32 protein-coding genes are annotated in these 15,771 nt (G+C 55.7%); all 32 read right to left on the reverse strand.

The genetic code is table 11. The annotated features are described in order from the left end of the window. Positions 1–34 precede the first annotated feature (34 nt). Positions 35–388 (reverse strand): 50S ribosomal protein L17, encoded by a 354-nt coding sequence (gene rplQ / locus M1617_02495; protein ID MCL5887159.1) that lies wholly within the window; start codon positions 386–388, stop codon positions 35–37. Between the two features lie 15 nt (positions 389–403). Then, entirely contained in the window at positions 404–1,342 is a 939-nt protein-coding gene (locus M1617_02500; protein MCL5887160.1) for a DNA-directed RNA polymerase subunit alpha, read from the reverse strand. Positions 1,343–1,377: 35 nt separating this feature from the next. Beyond that, positions 1,378–2,004: a 30S ribosomal protein S4 gene (gene rpsD, locus M1617_02505; protein ID MCL5887161.1), complete on the reverse strand. Its 627-nt coding sequence runs from the start codon at positions 2,002–2,004 to the stop codon at positions 1,378–1,380. Between the two features lie 19 nt (positions 2,005–2,023). Continuing rightward, on the reverse strand, positions 2,024–2,425 hold the full coding sequence (rpsK, locus tag M1617_02510; protein MCL5887162.1) for a 30S ribosomal protein S11: 402 nt from the start codon (positions 2,423–2,425) through the stop codon (positions 2,024–2,026). A 3-nt stretch (positions 2,426–2,428) separates the two neighbouring features. Further along, positions 2,429–2,803: a 30S ribosomal protein S13 gene (gene rpsM, locus M1617_02515; GenBank protein MCL5887163.1), complete on the reverse strand. Its 375-nt coding sequence runs from the start codon at positions 2,801–2,803 to the stop codon at positions 2,429–2,431. A gap of 14 nt (positions 2,804–2,817) precedes the next feature. Further along, the gene (gene rpmJ, locus M1617_02520; protein MCL5887164.1) at positions 2,818–2,931 is read right to left on the reverse strand and encodes a 50S ribosomal protein L36; all 114 of its coding nucleotides are present in this window, start codon (positions 2,929–2,931) and stop codon (positions 2,818–2,820) included. Between the two features lie 118 nt (positions 2,932–3,049). Continuing rightward, positions 3,050–3,271 (reverse strand): translation initiation factor IF-1, encoded by a 222-nt coding sequence (infA, locus tag M1617_02525; protein MCL5887165.1) that lies wholly within the window; start codon positions 3,269–3,271, stop codon positions 3,050–3,052. A gap of 79 nt (positions 3,272–3,350) precedes the next feature. Then, positions 3,351–4,103, reverse strand: coding sequence for a type I methionyl aminopeptidase (gene map, locus M1617_02530; GenBank protein MCL5887166.1), 753 nt, complete (start codon positions 4,101–4,103; stop codon positions 3,351–3,353). Positions 4,104–4,112: 9 nt separating this feature from the next. Then, a complete protein-coding gene (locus M1617_02535) occupies positions 4,113–4,739 on the reverse strand; it encodes an adenylate kinase (protein MCL5887167.1) in 627 nt (208 codons plus the stop codon). A gap of 24 nt (positions 4,740–4,763) precedes the next feature. Next, positions 4,764–6,017, reverse strand: a complete 1,254-nt coding sequence (gene secY / locus M1617_02540; protein ID MCL5887168.1) for a preprotein translocase subunit SecY — start codon at positions 6,015–6,017, stop codon at positions 4,764–4,766. Then, the gene (gene rplO / locus M1617_02545) at positions 6,014–6,460 is read right to left on the reverse strand and encodes a 50S ribosomal protein L15 (GenBank protein ID MCL5887169.1); all 447 of its coding nucleotides are present in this window, start codon (positions 6,458–6,460) and stop codon (positions 6,014–6,016) included. The genes secY and rplO overlap by 4 nt, the downstream gene beginning before the upstream one ends. Before the next feature lie 90 nt (positions 6,461–6,550). Beyond that, entirely contained in the window at positions 6,551–6,736 is a 186-nt protein-coding gene (gene rpmD / locus M1617_02550; protein MCL5887170.1) for a 50S ribosomal protein L30, read from the reverse strand. Between the two features lie 6 nt (positions 6,737–6,742). Further along, positions 6,743–7,252 carry a 30S ribosomal protein S5 gene (gene rpsE, locus M1617_02555; protein MCL5887171.1) on the reverse strand — a complete coding sequence of 170 codons (510 nt, stop codon included), beginning with the start codon at positions 7,250–7,252 and terminating at the stop codon, positions 6,743–6,745. A gap of 11 nt (positions 7,253–7,263) precedes the next feature. Beyond that, positions 7,264–7,632: a 50S ribosomal protein L18 gene (rplR, locus tag M1617_02560; protein MCL5887172.1), complete on the reverse strand. Its 369-nt coding sequence runs from the start codon at positions 7,630–7,632 to the stop codon at positions 7,264–7,266. A gap of 53 nt (positions 7,633–7,685) precedes the next feature. Beyond that, the gene (gene rplF, locus M1617_02565) at positions 7,686–8,222 is read right to left on the reverse strand and encodes a 50S ribosomal protein L6 (protein MCL5887173.1); all 537 of its coding nucleotides are present in this window, start codon (positions 8,220–8,222) and stop codon (positions 7,686–7,688) included. A gap of 31 nt (positions 8,223–8,253) precedes the next feature. Continuing rightward, positions 8,254–8,652 carry a 30S ribosomal protein S8 gene (gene rpsH, locus M1617_02570; protein ID MCL5887174.1) on the reverse strand — a complete coding sequence of 133 codons (399 nt, stop codon included), beginning with the start codon at positions 8,650–8,652 and terminating at the stop codon, positions 8,254–8,256. A gap of 93 nt (positions 8,653–8,745) precedes the next feature. Then, entirely contained in the window at positions 8,746–8,931 is a 186-nt protein-coding gene (locus M1617_02575) for a type Z 30S ribosomal protein S14 (GenBank protein MCL5887175.1), read from the reverse strand. Between the two features lie 40 nt (positions 8,932–8,971). Beyond that, the gene (gene rplE / locus M1617_02580; GenBank protein MCL5887176.1) at positions 8,972–9,514 is read right to left on the reverse strand and encodes a 50S ribosomal protein L5; all 543 of its coding nucleotides are present in this window, start codon (positions 9,512–9,514) and stop codon (positions 8,972–8,974) included. Between the two features lie 73 nt (positions 9,515–9,587). Beyond that, complete coding sequence (gene rplX / locus M1617_02585; protein MCL5887177.1) at positions 9,588–9,911, reverse strand: 50S ribosomal protein L24; 324 nt, start codon at positions 9,909–9,911, stop codon at positions 9,588–9,590. A gap of 13 nt (positions 9,912–9,924) precedes the next feature. Further along, entirely contained in the window at positions 9,925–10,293 is a 369-nt protein-coding gene (gene rplN, locus M1617_02590) for a 50S ribosomal protein L14 (protein ID MCL5887178.1), read from the reverse strand. 75 nt (positions 10,294–10,368) lie between these two features. After that, positions 10,369–10,629, reverse strand: coding sequence for a 30S ribosomal protein S17 (rpsQ, locus tag M1617_02595; GenBank protein MCL5887179.1), 261 nt, complete (start codon positions 10,627–10,629; stop codon positions 10,369–10,371). A gap of 18 nt (positions 10,630–10,647) precedes the next feature. Continuing rightward, on the reverse strand, positions 10,648–10,863 hold the full coding sequence (rpmC, locus tag M1617_02600) for a 50S ribosomal protein L29 (GenBank protein ID MCL5887180.1): 216 nt from the start codon (positions 10,861–10,863) through the stop codon (positions 10,648–10,650). Between the two features lies 1 nt (position 10,864). Beyond that, positions 10,865–11,290, reverse strand: a complete 426-nt coding sequence (rplP, locus tag M1617_02605) for a 50S ribosomal protein L16 (GenBank protein MCL5887181.1) — start codon at positions 11,288–11,290, stop codon at positions 10,865–10,867. A gap of 12 nt (positions 11,291–11,302) precedes the next feature. Further along, positions 11,303–11,995: a 30S ribosomal protein S3 gene (rpsC, locus tag M1617_02610; GenBank protein ID MCL5887182.1), complete on the reverse strand. Its 693-nt coding sequence runs from the start codon at positions 11,993–11,995 to the stop codon at positions 11,303–11,305. A 3-nt stretch (positions 11,996–11,998) separates the two neighbouring features. Then, positions 11,999–12,340, reverse strand: a complete 342-nt coding sequence (gene rplV / locus M1617_02615; protein ID MCL5887183.1) for a 50S ribosomal protein L22 — start codon at positions 12,338–12,340, stop codon at positions 11,999–12,001. 4 nt (positions 12,341–12,344) lie between these two features. Then, positions 12,345–12,620 (reverse strand): 30S ribosomal protein S19, encoded by a 276-nt coding sequence (gene rpsS / locus M1617_02620; GenBank protein ID MCL5887184.1) that lies wholly within the window; start codon positions 12,618–12,620, stop codon positions 12,345–12,347. Positions 12,621–12,649: 29 nt separating this feature from the next. Then, positions 12,650–13,480: a 50S ribosomal protein L2 gene (gene rplB / locus M1617_02625; GenBank protein ID MCL5887185.1), complete on the reverse strand. Its 831-nt coding sequence runs from the start codon at positions 13,478–13,480 to the stop codon at positions 12,650–12,652. A gap of 136 nt (positions 13,481–13,616) precedes the next feature. Then, positions 13,617–13,895: a 50S ribosomal protein L23 gene (rplW, locus tag M1617_02630; GenBank protein MCL5887186.1), complete on the reverse strand. Its 279-nt coding sequence runs from the start codon at positions 13,893–13,895 to the stop codon at positions 13,617–13,619. Further along, positions 13,895–14,518 carry a 50S ribosomal protein L4 gene (gene rplD / locus M1617_02635; GenBank protein MCL5887187.1) on the reverse strand — a complete coding sequence of 208 codons (624 nt, stop codon included), beginning with the start codon at positions 14,516–14,518 and terminating at the stop codon, positions 13,895–13,897. Before rplD ends, rplW begins: the two co-directional genes overlap by 1 nt. Positions 14,519–14,573: 55 nt before the next feature. Beyond that, a complete protein-coding gene (gene rplC, locus M1617_02640; GenBank protein ID MCL5887188.1) occupies positions 14,574–15,194 on the reverse strand; it encodes a 50S ribosomal protein L3 in 621 nt (206 codons plus the stop codon). 98 nt (positions 15,195–15,292) lie between these two features. After that, complete coding sequence (gene rpsJ / locus M1617_02645; GenBank protein MCL5887189.1) at positions 15,293–15,601, reverse strand: 30S ribosomal protein S10; 309 nt, start codon at positions 15,599–15,601, stop codon at positions 15,293–15,295. 44 nt (positions 15,602–15,645) lie between these two features. Further along, a partial coding sequence (tuf, locus tag M1617_02650) for an elongation factor Tu (protein ID MCL5887190.1) occupies positions 15,646–15,771 on the reverse strand: 126 nt, incomplete at its 5' end.

The raw sequence follows: 15,771 nt of genomic DNA on the forward strand, positions 1-15,771 counted from the left end.
GCGGGCAACTAGCCTACTGCCCATCGCCGGCCTCTCAGTCGACGAGCTCCATCATAACCATTGGAGCTGCGTCACCTTTTCTGGGGCCGAGCTTCAATATGCGGGTGTAGCCGCCCTCTCGGCTCTCGAAACGAGGTGCAACGTCTGCGAAAACTTTGTGGACGAGCTCTTTATCGCCCAGCTGTGCCATTGCGAGCCTGCGTGAGTGGATGTCGCCTCTCTTGCCCCAAGTTATGATCTTCTCGACAAGAGGTCGCACCTCCTTGGCGCGCGTCTCGGTGGTCTTAATGCGCTCGTTTGTGAGGAGGGCTGTCGCAAGATTCTTGAGCATGGCATCCGTATGGCTTGCATCGGTGCCTAGCTTTCGGCCCTTTTTCTGGTGTCTCATGGTCTTATTGTTCTCCTACGCCTTTAGTCCGAGGCCCGCTTGCTGCAGCTTGTCTTTGACCTCTTCTATGGACTTAGCTCCAAAATTACGGATGTTCAGAAGATCGTTCTCACTACACTCAGTGAGCTGACCGATCGTGTTGACTCCCTGACGCTTGAGGCAGTTGTACGAGCGAACCGAAAGATCAAGATCCTCGATTGGCTTGTCCAGCTCACTGTCAACGTCATCCTCGACCGCTCTGAAAATGCCCTCCTCGGGCAAGGGAGTCGCCGCCTGATCGGTGAAGACCAGCATGTGCTCGTTGATGATGTGGCCAGCCCTTGCAACAGCGTCATCGGGGGTGATGGCCCCATTGGTTTCAACTTCGAGGACAAGCTTGTCATAGTCTGTACGCTGACCGACTCGTGTGTTTCCTACGAGGTAAGTACACCTGCGCACTGGAGAGAACAGCGAGTCGATGGTGATGACTCCGAGCGCCTCCTCTGAGGGCTTGTTTCGTTCGGCGGAGACATAGCCCCTGCCGACCCTAATCCTAATGCTCATCTCTAGCTTAGCCTTCTCGTCAAGGTTTGCGATGACCATATCAGGATTGACAAGCTCGAAGTCCGCAGGAACATTCAGATCATGCCCCGTCACCGGTCCGGGCCCAGTTGCCACCAGAGTAGCGACTGCATCACCTTCGCCGATGCCAGTCTCACGGAAGACAAGCTGTTTTACGTTGAGAACGATATCCGTGACATCTTCTCTCACGCCCTCGATCGACGAAAACTCATGGTGAACGCCCTCAATCCTGATGGAGCTGGCAGCAGCTCCCTGCAGGGACGACAGCAGAGCGCGGCGCATGCAGTTACCCAGCGTATAGCCGAATCCCCGCTCGAGGGGCTCCAAGGTGTACTGCGCGATGCGGGTGTCGATCTTCTCGACCTTGACGTGCGGTCTCATAAATTCTGTCACTTTTCCTACAACCCTCCTCGGCCGATCCAGGCGACCTACTTAGAGTACAGTTCCACAATCAACTGCTCGCGAACAGGAGCATCGATCTGATCACGCTCTGGGAGAGAGAGGACCTTGCCGGCCAATCTCTCGATGTCCACCTCAAGCCATCCCGGAACCTCAATCTTCTCCGAGGAGATCAGGGCCGTCTTGATAAGCAACAAGTCGCGCGATTTCTCGGCGACAGCGATCGTATCGCCCTTGCGCACTCGATAGGACGGAATGTCTACTCGCCTGCCGTTCACGGTGATGTGTCCGTGCCTGACGACTTGCCTGGCCTCATCGCGAGACTTCGCAAAGCCCAGACGATAGACCACATTATCCAGTCTGCTTTCGAGCAGACGGAGAAGATTCTGTCCCGTAACACCTGCCTGGCGATTCGCCAGATCATAGTAGCCGCGGAACTGCTTCTCCAGAAGGCCATAGATTCTCTTGGTCTTCTGCTTCTCGCGCAACTGTACCCTGTACTCCGAGTCGCGCGGCCTGCGCTTCCCGGCCATACCTGGCGGGTAAGGACGCTTCTCCACTGCACACTTGTCCATATAGCAGCGGTCGCCCTTCAGAAACAATTTCACACCTTCGCGGCGGCAGAGTCTGCAGTCCGCCCCGGTATACCTTGCCATAATCGAAGCCCTCCGTTATCTAGACCCGACGACGCTTGCGCGGTCGGCAACCATTGTGGGGAACAGGCGTACAATCCTGTATCGTGGCGATCTCAAGTCCAGCAGCCTGCAGTGAGCGAACTGCTGTTTCTCTACCAGAGCCAGGGCCCTTGACGAAAACCGAGACCTTTCGCATTCCATGTTCCATTGCGGCTTTGGCGCAAGCTTCTGCGGCCATCTGAGCTGCGAAGGGCGTGGACTTGCGTGATCCCTTGAACCCGACTGTCCCAGCCGACTGCCATGCGATGACATTGCCCTGGGGATCGGTAATCGTTATTACAGTATTGTTGAACGTACTCTTGATGTGAGCGTGGCCGACCGCAACATTCTTGCGCTCGGATCTACGTACACGAGTGGTAACATTCTTTTTCTTGGCTGCCATTCCTTACTTGCCCTTCTTCTTGGCGCCGATTTGACGCCTTGGACCTTTGCGGGTTCGTGCGTTCGTATGCGTGCGCTGCCCACGAACTGGGAGCCCACGACGATGTCTCAACCCACGATAGCACCCGATCTCCATCAGCCGCTTGATGTTCTGGCTGACCTCACGACGAAGATCTCCTTCTACGCGGAGGTTCTTGTCTATGATTTCGCGAAGCCGGATGACTTCTTCCTCTGTCAGATCTCGCACCCTTGTGTCAGCTGAGACACCGGATTCGCGAATAATCTGTTGGCTTGTAGTCAAGCCAACACCATAAATATAGGTCAGACCCACCTCGACACGCTTGTCTCTTGGCAGGTCAACACCTGCGATTCGGGCCACTCGTCCTACCTCCTCTAACCTTGCCGTTGCTTGTGGCGTGGATTTTCGCAGATGACCAGTACGCGCCCATGGCGACGGATCACCTTGCATTTGTCACATATCTGTTTGACGGAAGGTCTTACCTTCATTGCTCTTCCTTTCGATGGTGCATATCTATCTCTTCACCCAGCCGCAGGTGTCTGATTTCCAGTAATCCAGCACGGGCTCGGCCCGCATCACACCATAAGTGTGAGTTCCAGCAGCATACTACTTGTATCTGTACGTGATTCGCCCTCGAGTCAGATCGTAGGGCGAAAGCTCAACAACAACTCGATCTCCAGGCAGTATTCGGATATAGTGCATCCTCATCTTGCCCGATATGTGCGCCAATACCTTGTGGCCGTTTTCAAGCTCCACCCGAAACATAGCATTGGGCAAAGGCTCGACAACAGTGCCTTCCATCTCTATCGACTCTTCACGCGTCGCCACCAGCTAGGGTCTCCTTACTAAGGCTTTTGGTCGCAAATGGTCAGTATACTGATTCTCAAGGGCGCCGTCCACAGAAAATCTAACCTCGGTATTCCGTCAAAACTTGAGGGCCAGTCTCGTGAATGGCCACCGTGTGTTCATAGTGCGCAGACAACGAGTCATCCGCCGTTACCACAGTCCACCCATCTGGCAGGGATCTGACCTCGTGGCCTCCAGCGTTAATCATCGGCTCGATTGCCAGGACCATGCCTGCCTTCAGGGTCGGCCCCTGACCAGGCGGGCCGAAATTAGGAATCTGCGGTTCTTCATGCATGGATCTCCCGATACCATGTCCTACATACTCACGAACCACACCAAACCCCTCGGCTTCGGCCACCTTCTGTATCTCTGCCGACACATCGGAAAGCTTGGCCCCCACGACCGCCTTGGCTATGCCTGCCTCAAGTGCTCGCTTGGTGACAGTCATTAAGTGACTAGCTCTGTGATCAACTTCGCCAACTGCAAAGGTGATCGCACAGTCACCATGATATCCATCCAAAACAGCGCCTACATCGACGGACAGTATGTCGCCTTCCTTCAACCTGCGCTCCGAAGGGATGCCATGCACGACCTCGTTGTTGATTGAAGCGCATATTGATGCCGGGAAGCCGTGGTAGCCCTTGAACGCTGGGGTTGCCCCCAGAGATCGAATGACGTCCTCTGCGATTGCATCAAGTTTCAGGGTAGTGACACCTGGGCGAATGTTCTCCGCCACACACCTGAGCGCCGCTGCAGTGATTCTGCCGGCCTCGCGCATAATTTCAATCTCGTCAGGCGACTTGCGAATTATCACTTCGAGGAATCATCTTCCCAAGCTGGTGCGGATATCGACCCACACGTCGTCCGGGCTCTTGGATCCATCGATTTCAGTGAGAATTCCTTTGTCCCTGAAGTAGCCGATCAGGGGCGCAGTCGAGCGATTGTATACTTCTAGGCGATTCCGAACTGTCTGCTCGTTATCGTCCTCTCGCTGGACTAGTCGCCCCCCACAAGCGGAGCACTTGTCACCTTCGTTCATGCTGGTGATTCGACCGCATGCCTCGCAAGCACGACGTGAGGTCAATCTCTTCACGACGATCTCCTGATCGACATCGATGCTGATCGCACGGTCCAGAGTGATGCCGATGTCCGCCAGCTCCTTGTCAAGGACCTCAGCCTGACTGATGTTCCTCGGGAAGCCATCAAGGATGAAGCCCGATCCAGCTACTTCGGCGATGCCGGACTTCACAAGCCCTATGACGATAAAGTCGGGTACGAGATCACCAGCGTCCATGTATGCCTTCGCCTGAACGCCCAGCGGGGTCTTGTTAGCAACAGCTTGCCTTAGGATGTCGCCCGTGGAGATGTGCTTCAGGCCCCACTCCTTGACCATCCTTGCAGACTGTGTGCCCTTGCCGACGCCTGGCGCACCTAGTAGCACTAGCTTCATCCAAGTATCTCCTCTGCTTCTCGCTTACTTGAAGAACCCGTCGTAGTGACGCATCTTTAGCTGACTCTCGAGTTGGGTCATCGTCTCAAGCGCCACCGATACCATGATTAGGATGGATGCCCCGCCGAATTGGTCGAGGATGGCCATATCAGTAGCCCTGAAGTAAATGGTCGGCAAGATCGCTATCGCGGCCAAGAAAACAGCTCCTGGCAAAGTAATGCGGTTCATGACGCTTTCGAGATAGTTTACGGTCGCCTTACCAGGTCGAACGCTCGGGATGAATCCACCGTTCTTCCGAAGGTTATCCGCAAGGTCGATTGGATTGAACACCAATGCCGAGTAGAAGTAGGCGAAGAAAATGATCATCAACGAGAACATCACGTAATAGAGCCAGCCTTGAGACAGGGCGTTCCCTACGTTGATGAGAAATGCGTTGCCTGTGATCTGCGCTAGCTGCGCGGGGAAGAACAGTATCGCCGAGGCGAAGATGATCGGAATCACTCCAGCCCCGTTGATTTTGAACGGGATGTAGGTGCCTGAACCGCCATATACCTTCCGCCCGACAACGCGCTTAGCGTACTGGACAGGTATACGCCTCTGTCCTCTCTCCATCACGACCACTAACGCGACAACAACAAGGAACATGATTATCGTCACAACGAAGACAAGAATATGACCGAGTTGAACGACCTGCCAGACAGCAGCAGGGAACATCGCAACGATGCTCGCAAAGATAATCAAGGACATACCGTTACCGATTCCCTTTTGAGTAATCAGCTCACCCATCCACATTATGAGCATGGCGCCGGCTACCAAGGTTAAGACGATGACGCCGTTGTTGACCCACCCTAATCCGCCGCCCGGGCCCGCAAGGGCTTGACGGAAGACCGTGAGCAAGCCAAGTGCGTTGAGGACTGCTATCCCCAACGTGAGATACCGAGTCCACTGAGTGATCTTGCGCTGCCCGGTCTCGCCCTCTTTGCTCCAGCGCTCGAGCTTAGGGATGACCCCTTTGAGTAGCTGCATGATGATCGATGCCGTGATGTATGGCATGATCCCCAGCGAGAAGACGGCAAATGTGGATAATGCCCCTCCAGCAAAAAGATTCAGCAAGCCGAGTGCTGCCTGGCCCTGAACCAACGCCTGGACTCTTTCTACATCCACCCCAGGTACCGGGATGTATGCACCTATTCTGTAGAGCCCCAAGACTGCCAATGTGAATACGATCTTGCCTCGAAGCTCAGGTATTCGCAATGCATTGGCGATTGCTGCTATCACGGGGATTCAACCTTTCCTCCTGCGGCAACGATCTTTTCGGCAGCCGAAGCTGAGACCTTGTCGACCCTAATAATGAGCGGCTTGGTGATTTCCCCATCGCCGAGAATCTTGATCGCGGTCTTGCTGGACTTTACCACGCCCGCGGCGTGCAGGGTGGCGGGATCGACGACATCCCCAGAGGAGAAGTGATCCTCAAGGCGCCCTACATTGACCACGGAGTATTCCAACCGGAATCGATTCTTGAACCCCGGAAGCTTCGGTAGCCTCATGTGCAGGGGATTCTGTCCACCCTCGAATCCGGGGCCCTTACCGCCACCAGAACGGGATAGCTGGCCGTTGTTTCCCTTACCTGAGCGACCACCGTGTCCACTCCCGTGGCCACGACCGACTCTTTTCTTCTTCTTTCGAGATCCCGGTGCCGGGAACAAATCATGAATCTGCATTTACTCTCCTGACTCTCGCTAAAGTCGGACTTGTGTTATCCGACCCTGCCGACTGCTCGCTGTCGGCGAACTGACTGGACGTTCCTTGGGTCAGATGATCTCCTCGACCTCGACCAAGTGCTTCACCTTGAAGACCATGCCTCTGATGACGGGAGTGTCATCATGCTCCACGCAGTGGTTGATTCGCTTGAGTCCCAACGCCCTGACGGTTGCCTTTTGGTCCTTGGCAAAACCGATAACACTGCGCTTTTGGGTAATCCTGAGTTTGGGTGCCATTGATTCCTAATCCTCCAAACCATACAGCTGCGCAACGGTCTTGCCCCGCTTGCGAGCAATGTCCTCGGCGCTGGAAAGCGATTTCAGCCCTTCGGCTGCGGCCTTGACCATGTTAAGCGCATTGTTTGTGCCAAGCGACTTTGAAAGGACGTCCTTGACTCCTGCAAGTTCGAGGAGTGCCCTGACGGGTCCTCCGGCTATGACGCCCGTTCCGGGGCTGGCCGGCTTGAGCAGCACTTCGCCAGCGCCAAACTCACCAACGACCGAATGTGGAATCGTGGTGCCACTCAAGGCTACCTTGAACATGTTCTTCTTGGCGTCCTCGATGCCCTTTTTGATGGCGATAGGCACTTCTTGGGACTTGCCCATACCCACGCCGACATTTCCGGCGCCATCTCCGACGACAACTAAGGCAGTCAGAGCGAACCTCCGGCCGCCTTTGACGACCTTGGATACCCTGTTTATATAGACAACTTTCTCCTGCAACTCCGAAACCGGAGCATCTCTACGCGGCATTCCAAGCCTCCCTAAAACTGCAATCCGGCGCTACGTGCGCCGTCGGCCAATGCCTTGACCCGACCATGATACAAACGTCCCGAACGATCGAAAACAATCTCCGAGATGCCCTTCTCTACAGCGCGGCGACCCAGTGTTTCGCCGATTGATTTCGCCGCATCGACGTTGCCACTGCTCTTCAGCAAACCACGGACCTGGGGATCCAGTGACGAAGCTGCTACCAAGGTGACACCAGCCACGTCATCGATCAGCTGTGCATAGATGTGCACGTTGGTTCGCGTGACACAAAGACGGGGCCTTTCGGCCGTCCCTGACACCTTTCCACGAACCCGGGTCTTGCGCCTTGCCAATCCTGCTCTCTTAGATTTCAGCCTATCCATGGCTCACAACATCTCCTCGAAATATCGTTACTTTTCTAATCATCTCCAGCAGACTACTTGGCTGTCTTGCCGAGCTTCCTACGGACATGCTCTCCTTCGTACCTGACTCCCTTACCCTTGTAGGGCTCAGGTGGACGCCAGCCACGGATCTCGGCAGCGATCTGCCCGACGCGCTGCTTGTCGATGCCTCGAACGGTGATCTTCGTGGGCGCTGGGACCTCAAAACTGATGTTGGGCTCAGCATTGATGTTGACTGGATGCGAGAATCCCAACTGCATCTCAAGATCCTCACCCTTCAGCGCAGCCCTGTAGCCGACCCCGACGATCTCCAGGTTCTTGTGGAATCCTTCGGAAACACCCACCACCATGTTATGCACTAGAGTGCGGGTCAAACCATGAAGCGCGCGATGCCTTCTTGCATCGCTTGGCCTCTCGACTGTGATGACTCCGTCTTCAAGTCGGATGATCATCTCCTCGTCGAACTGCTGGACCAGCTCACCCTTGGGGCCTTTCACCTTCATATTGTTGTTCTCTATCCTCACCTCGACCCCGGATGGGACCGGGATGGGCTGTTTGCCGATACGAGACACGGCGATGCTCCTTTCCTTCAGTCCTGTCCGGTTACCAGATGTAGGCGATGACTTCGCCACCGACGCCAGCTTTGCGTGCCTCGCGATCCGTCATCACCCCGCTAGAAGTGGATACCACAGCGATGCCGAGACCCCCGAGTACACGTGGGAGCTCGTCCTTCTTGGCGTACACACGAAGTCCGGGCTTCGAAATCCGCTTTATCCCGGTGATGGTCCTCTGCTTCTTGGGACCATATTTCAAAGTAATCTCCAGGGAGTCTTGCGGGTTCCCCGGAACTACGGTGAACTCTTCGATATATCCCTCTTGATGCATCACGCGAGCGATCTCCACCAACTTCTTCGAAGCGGGCATCGCCGTCGATGCCTTGTAGGCCGAGTTGGCGTTCCTGACTCGAGTCAGCATATCGGCTATGGGATCTGTCATACTCATTTATTGACCTCCTATGGTCCAAAACAGTCGCTTGCACCGGTTCACGCTCACCCTTAGCGGGCGCGCCTTTGTGCAAGATGCCTCGCAGTGCTGCTACCAGCTAGCCTTGCGAACTCCTGGAAGCTCGCCGCGATTGGCAAGCACCCTCAAGCAGATCCGGCAAAGACCGAACTGCCGAAAGAATCCTCTGGGACGACCGCAGCGTGTGCAGCGATTTACCCCGCGAACCGAAAACTTTGGTTTGCGCGCCGCCTTTGCGATCATCGACTTCTTCGCCACTAGTAAACCTCCTTAATGAAACCGTTTATCTAAGACGCCTTCATCTCTTGAACGGAAACGCGAATGCGGACATCAGTGTCTTTGCTTCTTCATCCGACTTCGCAGATGTCACGAAAGTGATGTCCATTCCGCGAATTTTGTCGATTTTGTCGTAATCGATCTCGGGAAAGACCAACTGCTCAGTCAGTCCCATGGAGTAGTTCCCTCGCCCATCGAACGACTTCGGATTCAAGCCACGGAAGTCCCTGACTCGGGGAATCGCCATCGTAATGAGCCTGTCGAAAAACTCCCACATCCTTGCGCCACGGAGAGTGACCTTTACCCCGATGGGCATTCCTTGCCTGATCTTGAATCCGGCTATCGACTTCCTGGCACGAGCCACCATCGGCTTCTGCCCAGAGATGATGGTCAGATCGACCATCGCCGCATCAAGGGCTTTGGCATCCTGAGCAGCCTCTCCTACGCCCATGTTGATGACGATCTTCTCCAGCCTCGGGACCTGATGGACGTTGGTGTAACCTAGCTCTTGCATGAGCTTCGGCGCCACCTCGTCGCGATACTTGGTCTTGAACCTCGGTTCCATCTACTGCTACCTCCATACGATGTTCTCGGCACCGGATTTCCGACCCGGTACCCTTCCATTAGGGCTTCTCGCCCTACTTGTCGATATCTGCTCCGCACTTCTTGCAGACTCGAATCCTCTTTCCGTCGGTGCGACGGCGAGAAACCCTCGTCGGCTTGGAACAACCTGGGCAGATGAGCATGACGTTGCTCACGTGGATTGTTCCTTCAATCTCAAGGATTCCGCCTTGCTGCTGCGTCCTTGTGGGTCGGCGATGCTTCTTTATCATGTTGACGTGCTCTACGACCAAGCGCTGCTTGGTGGGGTCGGCACTGAGGACTCGACTTTCCTTGCCCTTGTCCTTCCCTGCTAGAACTATGACTTTGTCGCCCTTGCGAACGAACATCGAACTCGACATTGACTACCGCCTCCTATATGACCTCTGGGGCGAGTGATGCGATCTTCATATAGCGTCTGTCGCGCAACTCTCTTGCGACAGGGCCGAAGACACGAGTGCCCCTCGGGTTACCTTGCTGGTCGATGATGACTGCAGCGTTCTCATCGAACTTGATGTAGCTGCCATCCTTGCGTCTAATCTCTTTCTTGGTTCTAACTATCACCGCTCGCACGACATCGCCCTTCTTCACGTTGCCGTGGGGCAATGCCTCCTTGACCGAGCACACTATGACGTCTCCGACATAAGCGTACCGGCGCTTGGATCCGCCTAGGACCTTGATGCAGGCGATCTTACGAGCGCCCGAGTTATCGGCTACTTTCAGCCGGGTCTCTGCCTGAATCATCTCAAATTCCTCCGAAGTAAAGGGTTCGCCTCGGCGACTGCCAGCAGTAGAGCCGGACAGTGCTCTGGCAAGGGGTTACCTGGCCTTCTCTACGATCTCTACCAAACGCCATCTCTTGAGCTTCGAGAGCGGCCTCGTCTCCATGATCAAGACAGTGTCACCCACCTGGCATTCATTGTTCTCGTCATGAGTGTGGTATTTGCGGCTACGAGTGATCATCTTGCCATACAGCGGATGACTCTTCCTGTCATCGATGCTCACAACACAGGTCTTGTCACCTGACGCCGAGACTACTACACCCTGCCGAACCTTGCGGCTATTGCGCTTCTCAGTCACTTTTCCTCCACCGTATCCTTACGACGCTGCGCCTTCGCGCAACACCTTGAGCTCTCGCATCCGCAATGCTGTATGCAGACGGGCGATATCCTTCTTGACGCTCTTGATCCTTGCCGGATTATCAAGACGTCCGGTAGCCAGCTGGAACCTCAGGTTGAACAGCTCGGTCCGGGCTTCCTTGATCTTCTCGGAGACCTCTGAGTCCGACAGTTTTGCTATCTCTGCGACCTTCATCTTATCCTTCACCGCCACTATCTACTCGCGAGACAAACTTCGTCTTGATTGGAAGCTTGTGTCGCGCCAGTCGAATCGCTTCCCTGGCAATCTCCTCTGAGACGCCGGATAGCTCGAACATGACCCTTCCCGGTTTGACCACAGCGACCCATTTCTCAGGGTTACCCTTTCCCGATCCCATCCTGGTCTCGGCGGGCTTCTGAGTAATCGGCTTGTCTGGGAAGATGTTGATCCAAACCTTCCCACCACGCTTCATATAACGAGTCATTGCAATACGTGCGGACTCAATCTGGCGGTTCGTAATCCACCCTGCCTCCAGGGCCTTGATCCCGAAGTCACCAAAATTTACCTCGGTGCCGCCTTTTGCCTGACCTTTTCTCGAACCGCGCATCACCTTGCGGTGTTTTACCCTTTTAGGGACTAGCATCTACAGCCTCCTTCAGTTCGCGCCACGACGCGGCCGGGAAGGAGCCTCACGCTCTTCCATGGCAGCCTTCGGACTCGTTCCTGGCAGGACCTCGCCGCGATAGACCCACACCTTCACTCCGATGACACCCATAGTGGTGTGCGCTTCGGCGAGGCCATAGTCGATCTTGGCTCTCAGTGTGTGGAGCGGGACGCGACCCTCTCGGTACCATTCACGGCGACTCATCTCAGCGCCACCCAAGCGACCAGAGCACTGGACCCGAACTCCAAGGGCACCACCCTTCATCGCCGAGGTAACCGCCTTGCGCATCGCACGACGGAAAGCGACACGGCCTTCGAGCTGTTCGGCCACTCCCTGGGCGATCAGTGTCGCGTCCAGCTCCGGGCGCTTGATCTCAACGATGTTCACGCTCACTGGACCGCCGGCAATCTTCTCGAGCTCCTTGCGCAAAACATCGACCTCGGCGCCCTTCTTGCCGATGACGATTCCGGGCCTAGCTGTCCACAGAGTGACTGCAACCTTATCACCCTTGCGCTCAATCTCGACTCGCGAAACGGCGGCCTTGCGGAGGCGCTTTAGGACAGCTTTACGGATCAGGAGATCCTTAGCCAGCAAGTCGCTGTAGCCCTTACCTGCATACCAGCGAGAACGCCAGTCTTCTGTGATCCCTAGTCGAATCCCTATCGGATAGACTTTCTGCCCCATGGTCTACGCCTCCCTTCCTTGCTTAAGAACGATCGTGATATGACTGGTGCGCTTGTTGATACGGAACGCGCGACCTTGTGCCCGTGGGCTCACCCTTTTCAGAGTCGGGCCTTCGTCGACGAAGGTAGTCGCGACAAAAAGATTGTCCGACTTGATTCTCAGGTTCTTCTCTGCGTTTGCCACAGCGCTGTTAAGTACCTTCTCAACAGTTTCGGCAGCCGCCCTGGGGGTGAACTTGAGAATCGTGGAAGCCTCTGCAACGGACTTTCCTCTGATGAGATCCACCACAAGGCGAGCCTTGCGAGGACTTACCCGCACATAGCGTGCTGTTGCTTTCGCTTCCATCTACCTACCTCTTGCCTTTCTTGTCGGCGGCATGTCCGCGGAAAGTGCGGGTCGGAGAGAACTCTCCGAGCTTGTGGCCGACCATCGACTCAGTGACGTAAACCGGGACGTGCTTGCGGCCATCGTGCACCGCAATGGTGTGTCCAACCATCTCCGGGAAGATAGTCGACGCCCGCGACCATGTCTTTACAACCTTCTTCTCGCCCGCCTCGTTCATCGCGTGTATGCGTGCCAGTAACCTGGGCTGAACGAAAGGACCTTTCTTGAGACTCCTGCTCATAGTTATCTATCAGCTCCCTTGCCTGATCGCTACTTCTTGCGACGCCTGATGATGAGACGGTCGGATGCCTTGTTCTTGGATCTTGTGCGATGTCCCTTGGTGGGAACACCCCACGGGGTGACCGGATGACGCCCAGCGGTCTTGTTCTTACCTTCGCCTCCACCGTGCGGATGGTCGACCGGGTTCATGGCAGTACCACGGACGCTAGGACGGATTCCCTTCCAGCGAGCACGCCCGGCCTTACCGATGGTAATGTTCCCATGATCGGAATTTCCGACCTCGCCGACTGTGGCCTTGCATATCGAAAGAACCCTGCGCATCTCACTCGAGGGCATCCGCAAGATCGCGTAGTCGCCCTCCTTGCCCATTAGTTGGATCGAAGTGCCTGCCGAACGAGCCATCGATGCACCCTTCCCCGGGTGTAGCTCTACAGCATGAACGACTGTACCCGTGGGAATATCCTTGAGGCGCAGTGCGTTGCCCGGCTTGATATCGGCATCCGGACCGCTCAGGATCTCGGCTCCGACTTTCAATCCCTTCGGCGCAAGGATGTAGCGCTTCTCTCCATCAGCATAGTGGAGCAGCGCGATACGAGCGGATCTGTTGGGATCGTACTCGATCGATGCAACGCGGGCTGGGATGTTGTCCTTATCACGCTTGAAGTCTATGCGGCGATAACGCCTCTTGTGTCCGCCGCCCTGATGGCGCGTGGTAATCCGGCCATAGTTGTTCCTGCCACCCTTGCGGTGCAACGGCTCCAGTAGCGACTTCTCAGGCTCGCTCCTAGTGATCTCGGCAAAATCCGAGACCGACTGGAATCTGCGGCCAGGCGATGTCGGTTTGTACTTCTTGATTCCCATCGATTCTCCTTCCAAACCCATCGGCCTTTCGCCTTTGGGTGAATCGCACATCCTTGTCCTAAGGGGGTTCTGTCTACCACGGTGCCGGGTGGCTCTATCGAAGAGCACCTACGACAAATGTCGCTCCGGCAGGTTCCTAGAACAACTCGATCGAATCGCCTTCCTTCAGGGTCACTACGGCCTTCTTCCAGCTCCGAGTGAGTCCCTTGCGATTCCTCAACCGCTTGGGCTTTCCGGACACGTTCATAGTATTCACGTTGATTACGGTGACTCCGAATATCTCGGACACCGCATCCGCGATCTGCGGCTTCGACGCAGTCTTAGCGACCTCGAAAGTATAGCGGTTCATTGAGGCCATCTCATATGCCTTCTCAGAAGCTATCGGCCTTATGACTACCGAGCGTGCATCTGCCATTACACAAGCACCCCCTCTAGCCATGTCACAGCGGCGCTGGTCATCAGCACATGGTTGTTGTTCACGAGGTCATAGGTGTTGGAATCACTGACGGCGATCACGCGCACCTTGGGGATGTTGCGGAACGAAAGCATTGCGTCGATATCGTCATTGGCTACGACGACTGTCACGCGACCTTCGATCTGGAGTTTGGCCAATATTTCAGTGGCTCGCTTCGTCGAAGGTTCGGTAAATGCCAGATCATCAACGATGTGCAGCACGCCCTCCGCCGCTTTCGCAGACAGCGCGCTTCTCATCGCCAACTTGACGACCTTGTTGGGAACACTGAATCCATGTGCGCGGGGAGTCGGGCCGAAGACCACTCCGCCGCCCTTCCACTGGGGAGCCCTGATGGTTCCCTGCCGAGCGCGGCCGGTGCCCTTCTGACGCCATGGTTTGGCGCCGCCACCCGATACCTCACTGCGGCCTTTGGAGCTGTGGGTCCCGGCACGCTGACCGGCAAGTTGGCTCCTTACGACCTGGTGCATCGCAAAGGTATGCGGCTCGATAGCGAAGACGCTATCTGCGACTTCACGCTCACCGAGTTTCTTTCCTGCTGTATCTTTGATATCTATCGTTGCCATTTTGTTGTTGCTCCTCGAATCACACTACATCGATCAAGTACCGTGACCTGCCCGGTCACGCCTTGCGAATCGTCAATAAAGCACCTTTGCCACCGGGAACAGCACCTCTGACCATGAGCAGATTCTGCTCGGTGTCCACGCGGACGATCTCCAGGTTCCTGACCGTGACCTTCTCGTTGCCCATCTGGCCCGGCATCTTAGTGCCTTTGAGTACGCGGGCCGGGGTGGCGCACATTCCGATCGCCCCTGGGGCGCGGTGGAAGTGCGAGCCGTGACCACCAGGACCGCCTCGGAAGTTATGGCGCTTCATAACACCGGCGAAGCCCTTACCCTTACTCACGCCGTTGATGTGAACTTTGGTGCCTACCTCAAACCCTTCGACGGTCAGAACGTCACCGGACTTGACCGAATGGTCGTCCTCCAGGCGAACTTCCGACAGATGCCGCTTAGGAGTGACGCCGGCCTTGTCGAAGTGCCCCTTGGTCGGCCTGTTGACCTTGGACTCCTTGACGTCACCGAAGGCGATCTGAGCCGCCGAATAGCCATCTCTCTTGAGCGATTTCACCTGCGTGACCACACATGGGCCAGCTTCAATGACTGTGACCGGGATGATTTTGTCATCCTCGCTCCACAGCTGGGTCATCCCCAGCTTCCTTCCAAGAATCGTTTCTATCACCGAACTACTCCACTTCTTTCATCAGTCTTGGCGCCTCGGGCGCGTCCCATACGCGCATGTGCCAGCGGACTGAACGGTCAACTTCTTACAATGCTGCCCTACAGTTTGATCTCGATATCGACACCCGCGGGCAAGTCGAGTCTCATCAATGAGTCGACGGTCTTAGGGGTCGGCTCCATGATGTCGATGAGTCTCTTGTGCGTCTTCATTTCAAGATGCTCGCGGCTGTCCTTGTTGACGTGGGGAGAGCGGATTACGCAGTACAGATTGCGCTCCGTCGGCAACGGGATTGGTCCCGAGACTTTAGCTCCGGTCTTTTGAGCGGTATCGACTATCATCTTGGTGGACTGGTCGACGATCTCATGGTCGTAGCCCTTTAGTCGAATCCGTATCTTCTGCTTGGTCAACTCTTTTCCCTCCATAATCATCGAGGCGTGTCGAATGACAGCCGTTACTTCAATATCTTGGTAACACGGCCCGAGCCGACGGTGCGTCCACCCTCACGGATAGCGAACCTGAGGCCCTCTTCCATCGCGATCGGAGCGATGAGCTCTCCACGGATCTCGATGTTATCGCC

It is taken from the genome of Actinomycetota bacterium (assembly GCA_023488435.1).
Classification (GTDB): Bacteria; Actinomycetota; Coriobacteriia; order Anaerosomatales; family UBA912; genus UBA912.

Bases quoted from the DNA above. Each gene is read 5' to 3' on its own strand.
- rplQ (MCL5887159.1), bottom strand. From the start codon at position 388: ATGAGACACCAGAAAAAGGGCCGAAAGCTAGGCACCGATGCAAGCCAT.
- rpsD (MCL5887161.1), bottom strand. From the start codon at position 2,004: ATGGCAAGGTATACCGGGGCGGACTGCAGACTCTGCCGCCGCGAAGGT.
- rpsK (MCL5887162.1), bottom strand. From the start codon at position 2,425: ATGGCAGCCAAGAAAAAGAATGTTACCACTCGTGTACGTAGATCCGAG.
- rpmJ (MCL5887164.1), bottom strand. From the start codon at position 2,931: ATGAAGGTAAGACCTTCCGTCAAACAGATATGTGACAAATGCAAGGTG.
- M1617_02535 (MCL5887167.1), bottom strand. From the start codon at position 4,739: ATGAAGCTAGTGCTACTAGGTGCGCCAGGCGTCGGCAAGGGCACACAG.
- rplO (MCL5887169.1), bottom strand. From the start codon at position 6,460: ATGCAGATTCATGATTTGTTCCCGGCACCGGGATCTCGAAAGAAGAAG.
- rpmD (MCL5887170.1), bottom strand. From the start codon at position 6,736: ATGGCACCCAAACTCAGGATTACCCAAAAGCGCAGTGTTATCGGTTTT.
- rpsE (MCL5887171.1), bottom strand. From the start codon at position 7,252: ATGCCGCGTAGAGATGCTCCGGTTTCGGAGTTGCAGGAGAAAGTTGTC.
- rplR (MCL5887172.1), bottom strand. From the start codon at position 7,632: ATGGATAGGCTGAAATCTAAGAGAGCAGGATTGGCAAGGCGCAAGACC.
- rpsH (MCL5887174.1), bottom strand. From the start codon at position 8,652: ATGAGTATGACAGATCCCATAGCCGATATGCTGACTCGAGTCAGGAAC.
- rplE (MCL5887176.1), bottom strand. From the start codon at position 9,514: ATGGAACCGAGGTTCAAGACCAAGTATCGCGACGAGGTGGCGCCGAAG.
- rplX (MCL5887177.1), bottom strand. From the start codon at position 9,911: ATGTCGAGTTCGATGTTCGTTCGCAAGGGCGACAAAGTCATAGTTCTA.
- rplN (MCL5887178.1), bottom strand. From the start codon at position 10,293: ATGATTCAGGCAGAGACCCGGCTGAAAGTAGCCGATAACTCGGGCGCT.
- rpmC (MCL5887180.1), bottom strand. From the start codon at position 10,863: ATGAAGGTCGCAGAGATAGCAAAACTGTCGGACTCAGAGGTCTCCGAG.
- rplP (MCL5887181.1), bottom strand. From the start codon at position 11,290: ATGCTAGTCCCTAAAAGGGTAAAACACCGCAAGGTGATGCGCGGTTCG.
- rpsC (MCL5887182.1), bottom strand. From the start codon at position 11,995: ATGGGGCAGAAAGTCTATCCGATAGGGATTCGACTAGGGATCACAGAA.
- rplV (MCL5887183.1), bottom strand. From the start codon at position 12,340: ATGGAAGCGAAAGCAACAGCACGCTATGTGCGGGTAAGTCCTCGCAAG.
- rpsS (MCL5887184.1), bottom strand. From the start codon at position 12,620: ATGAGCAGGAGTCTCAAGAAAGGTCCTTTCGTTCAGCCCAGGTTACTG.
- rplB (MCL5887185.1), bottom strand. From the start codon at position 13,480: ATGGGAATCAAGAAGTACAAACCGACATCGCCTGGCCGCAGATTCCAG.
- rplW (MCL5887186.1), bottom strand. From the start codon at position 13,895: ATGGCAGATGCACGCTCGGTAGTCATAAGGCCGATAGCTTCTGAGAAG.
- rplD (MCL5887187.1), bottom strand. From the start codon at position 14,518: ATGGCAACGATAGATATCAAAGATACAGCAGGAAAGAAACTCGGTGAG.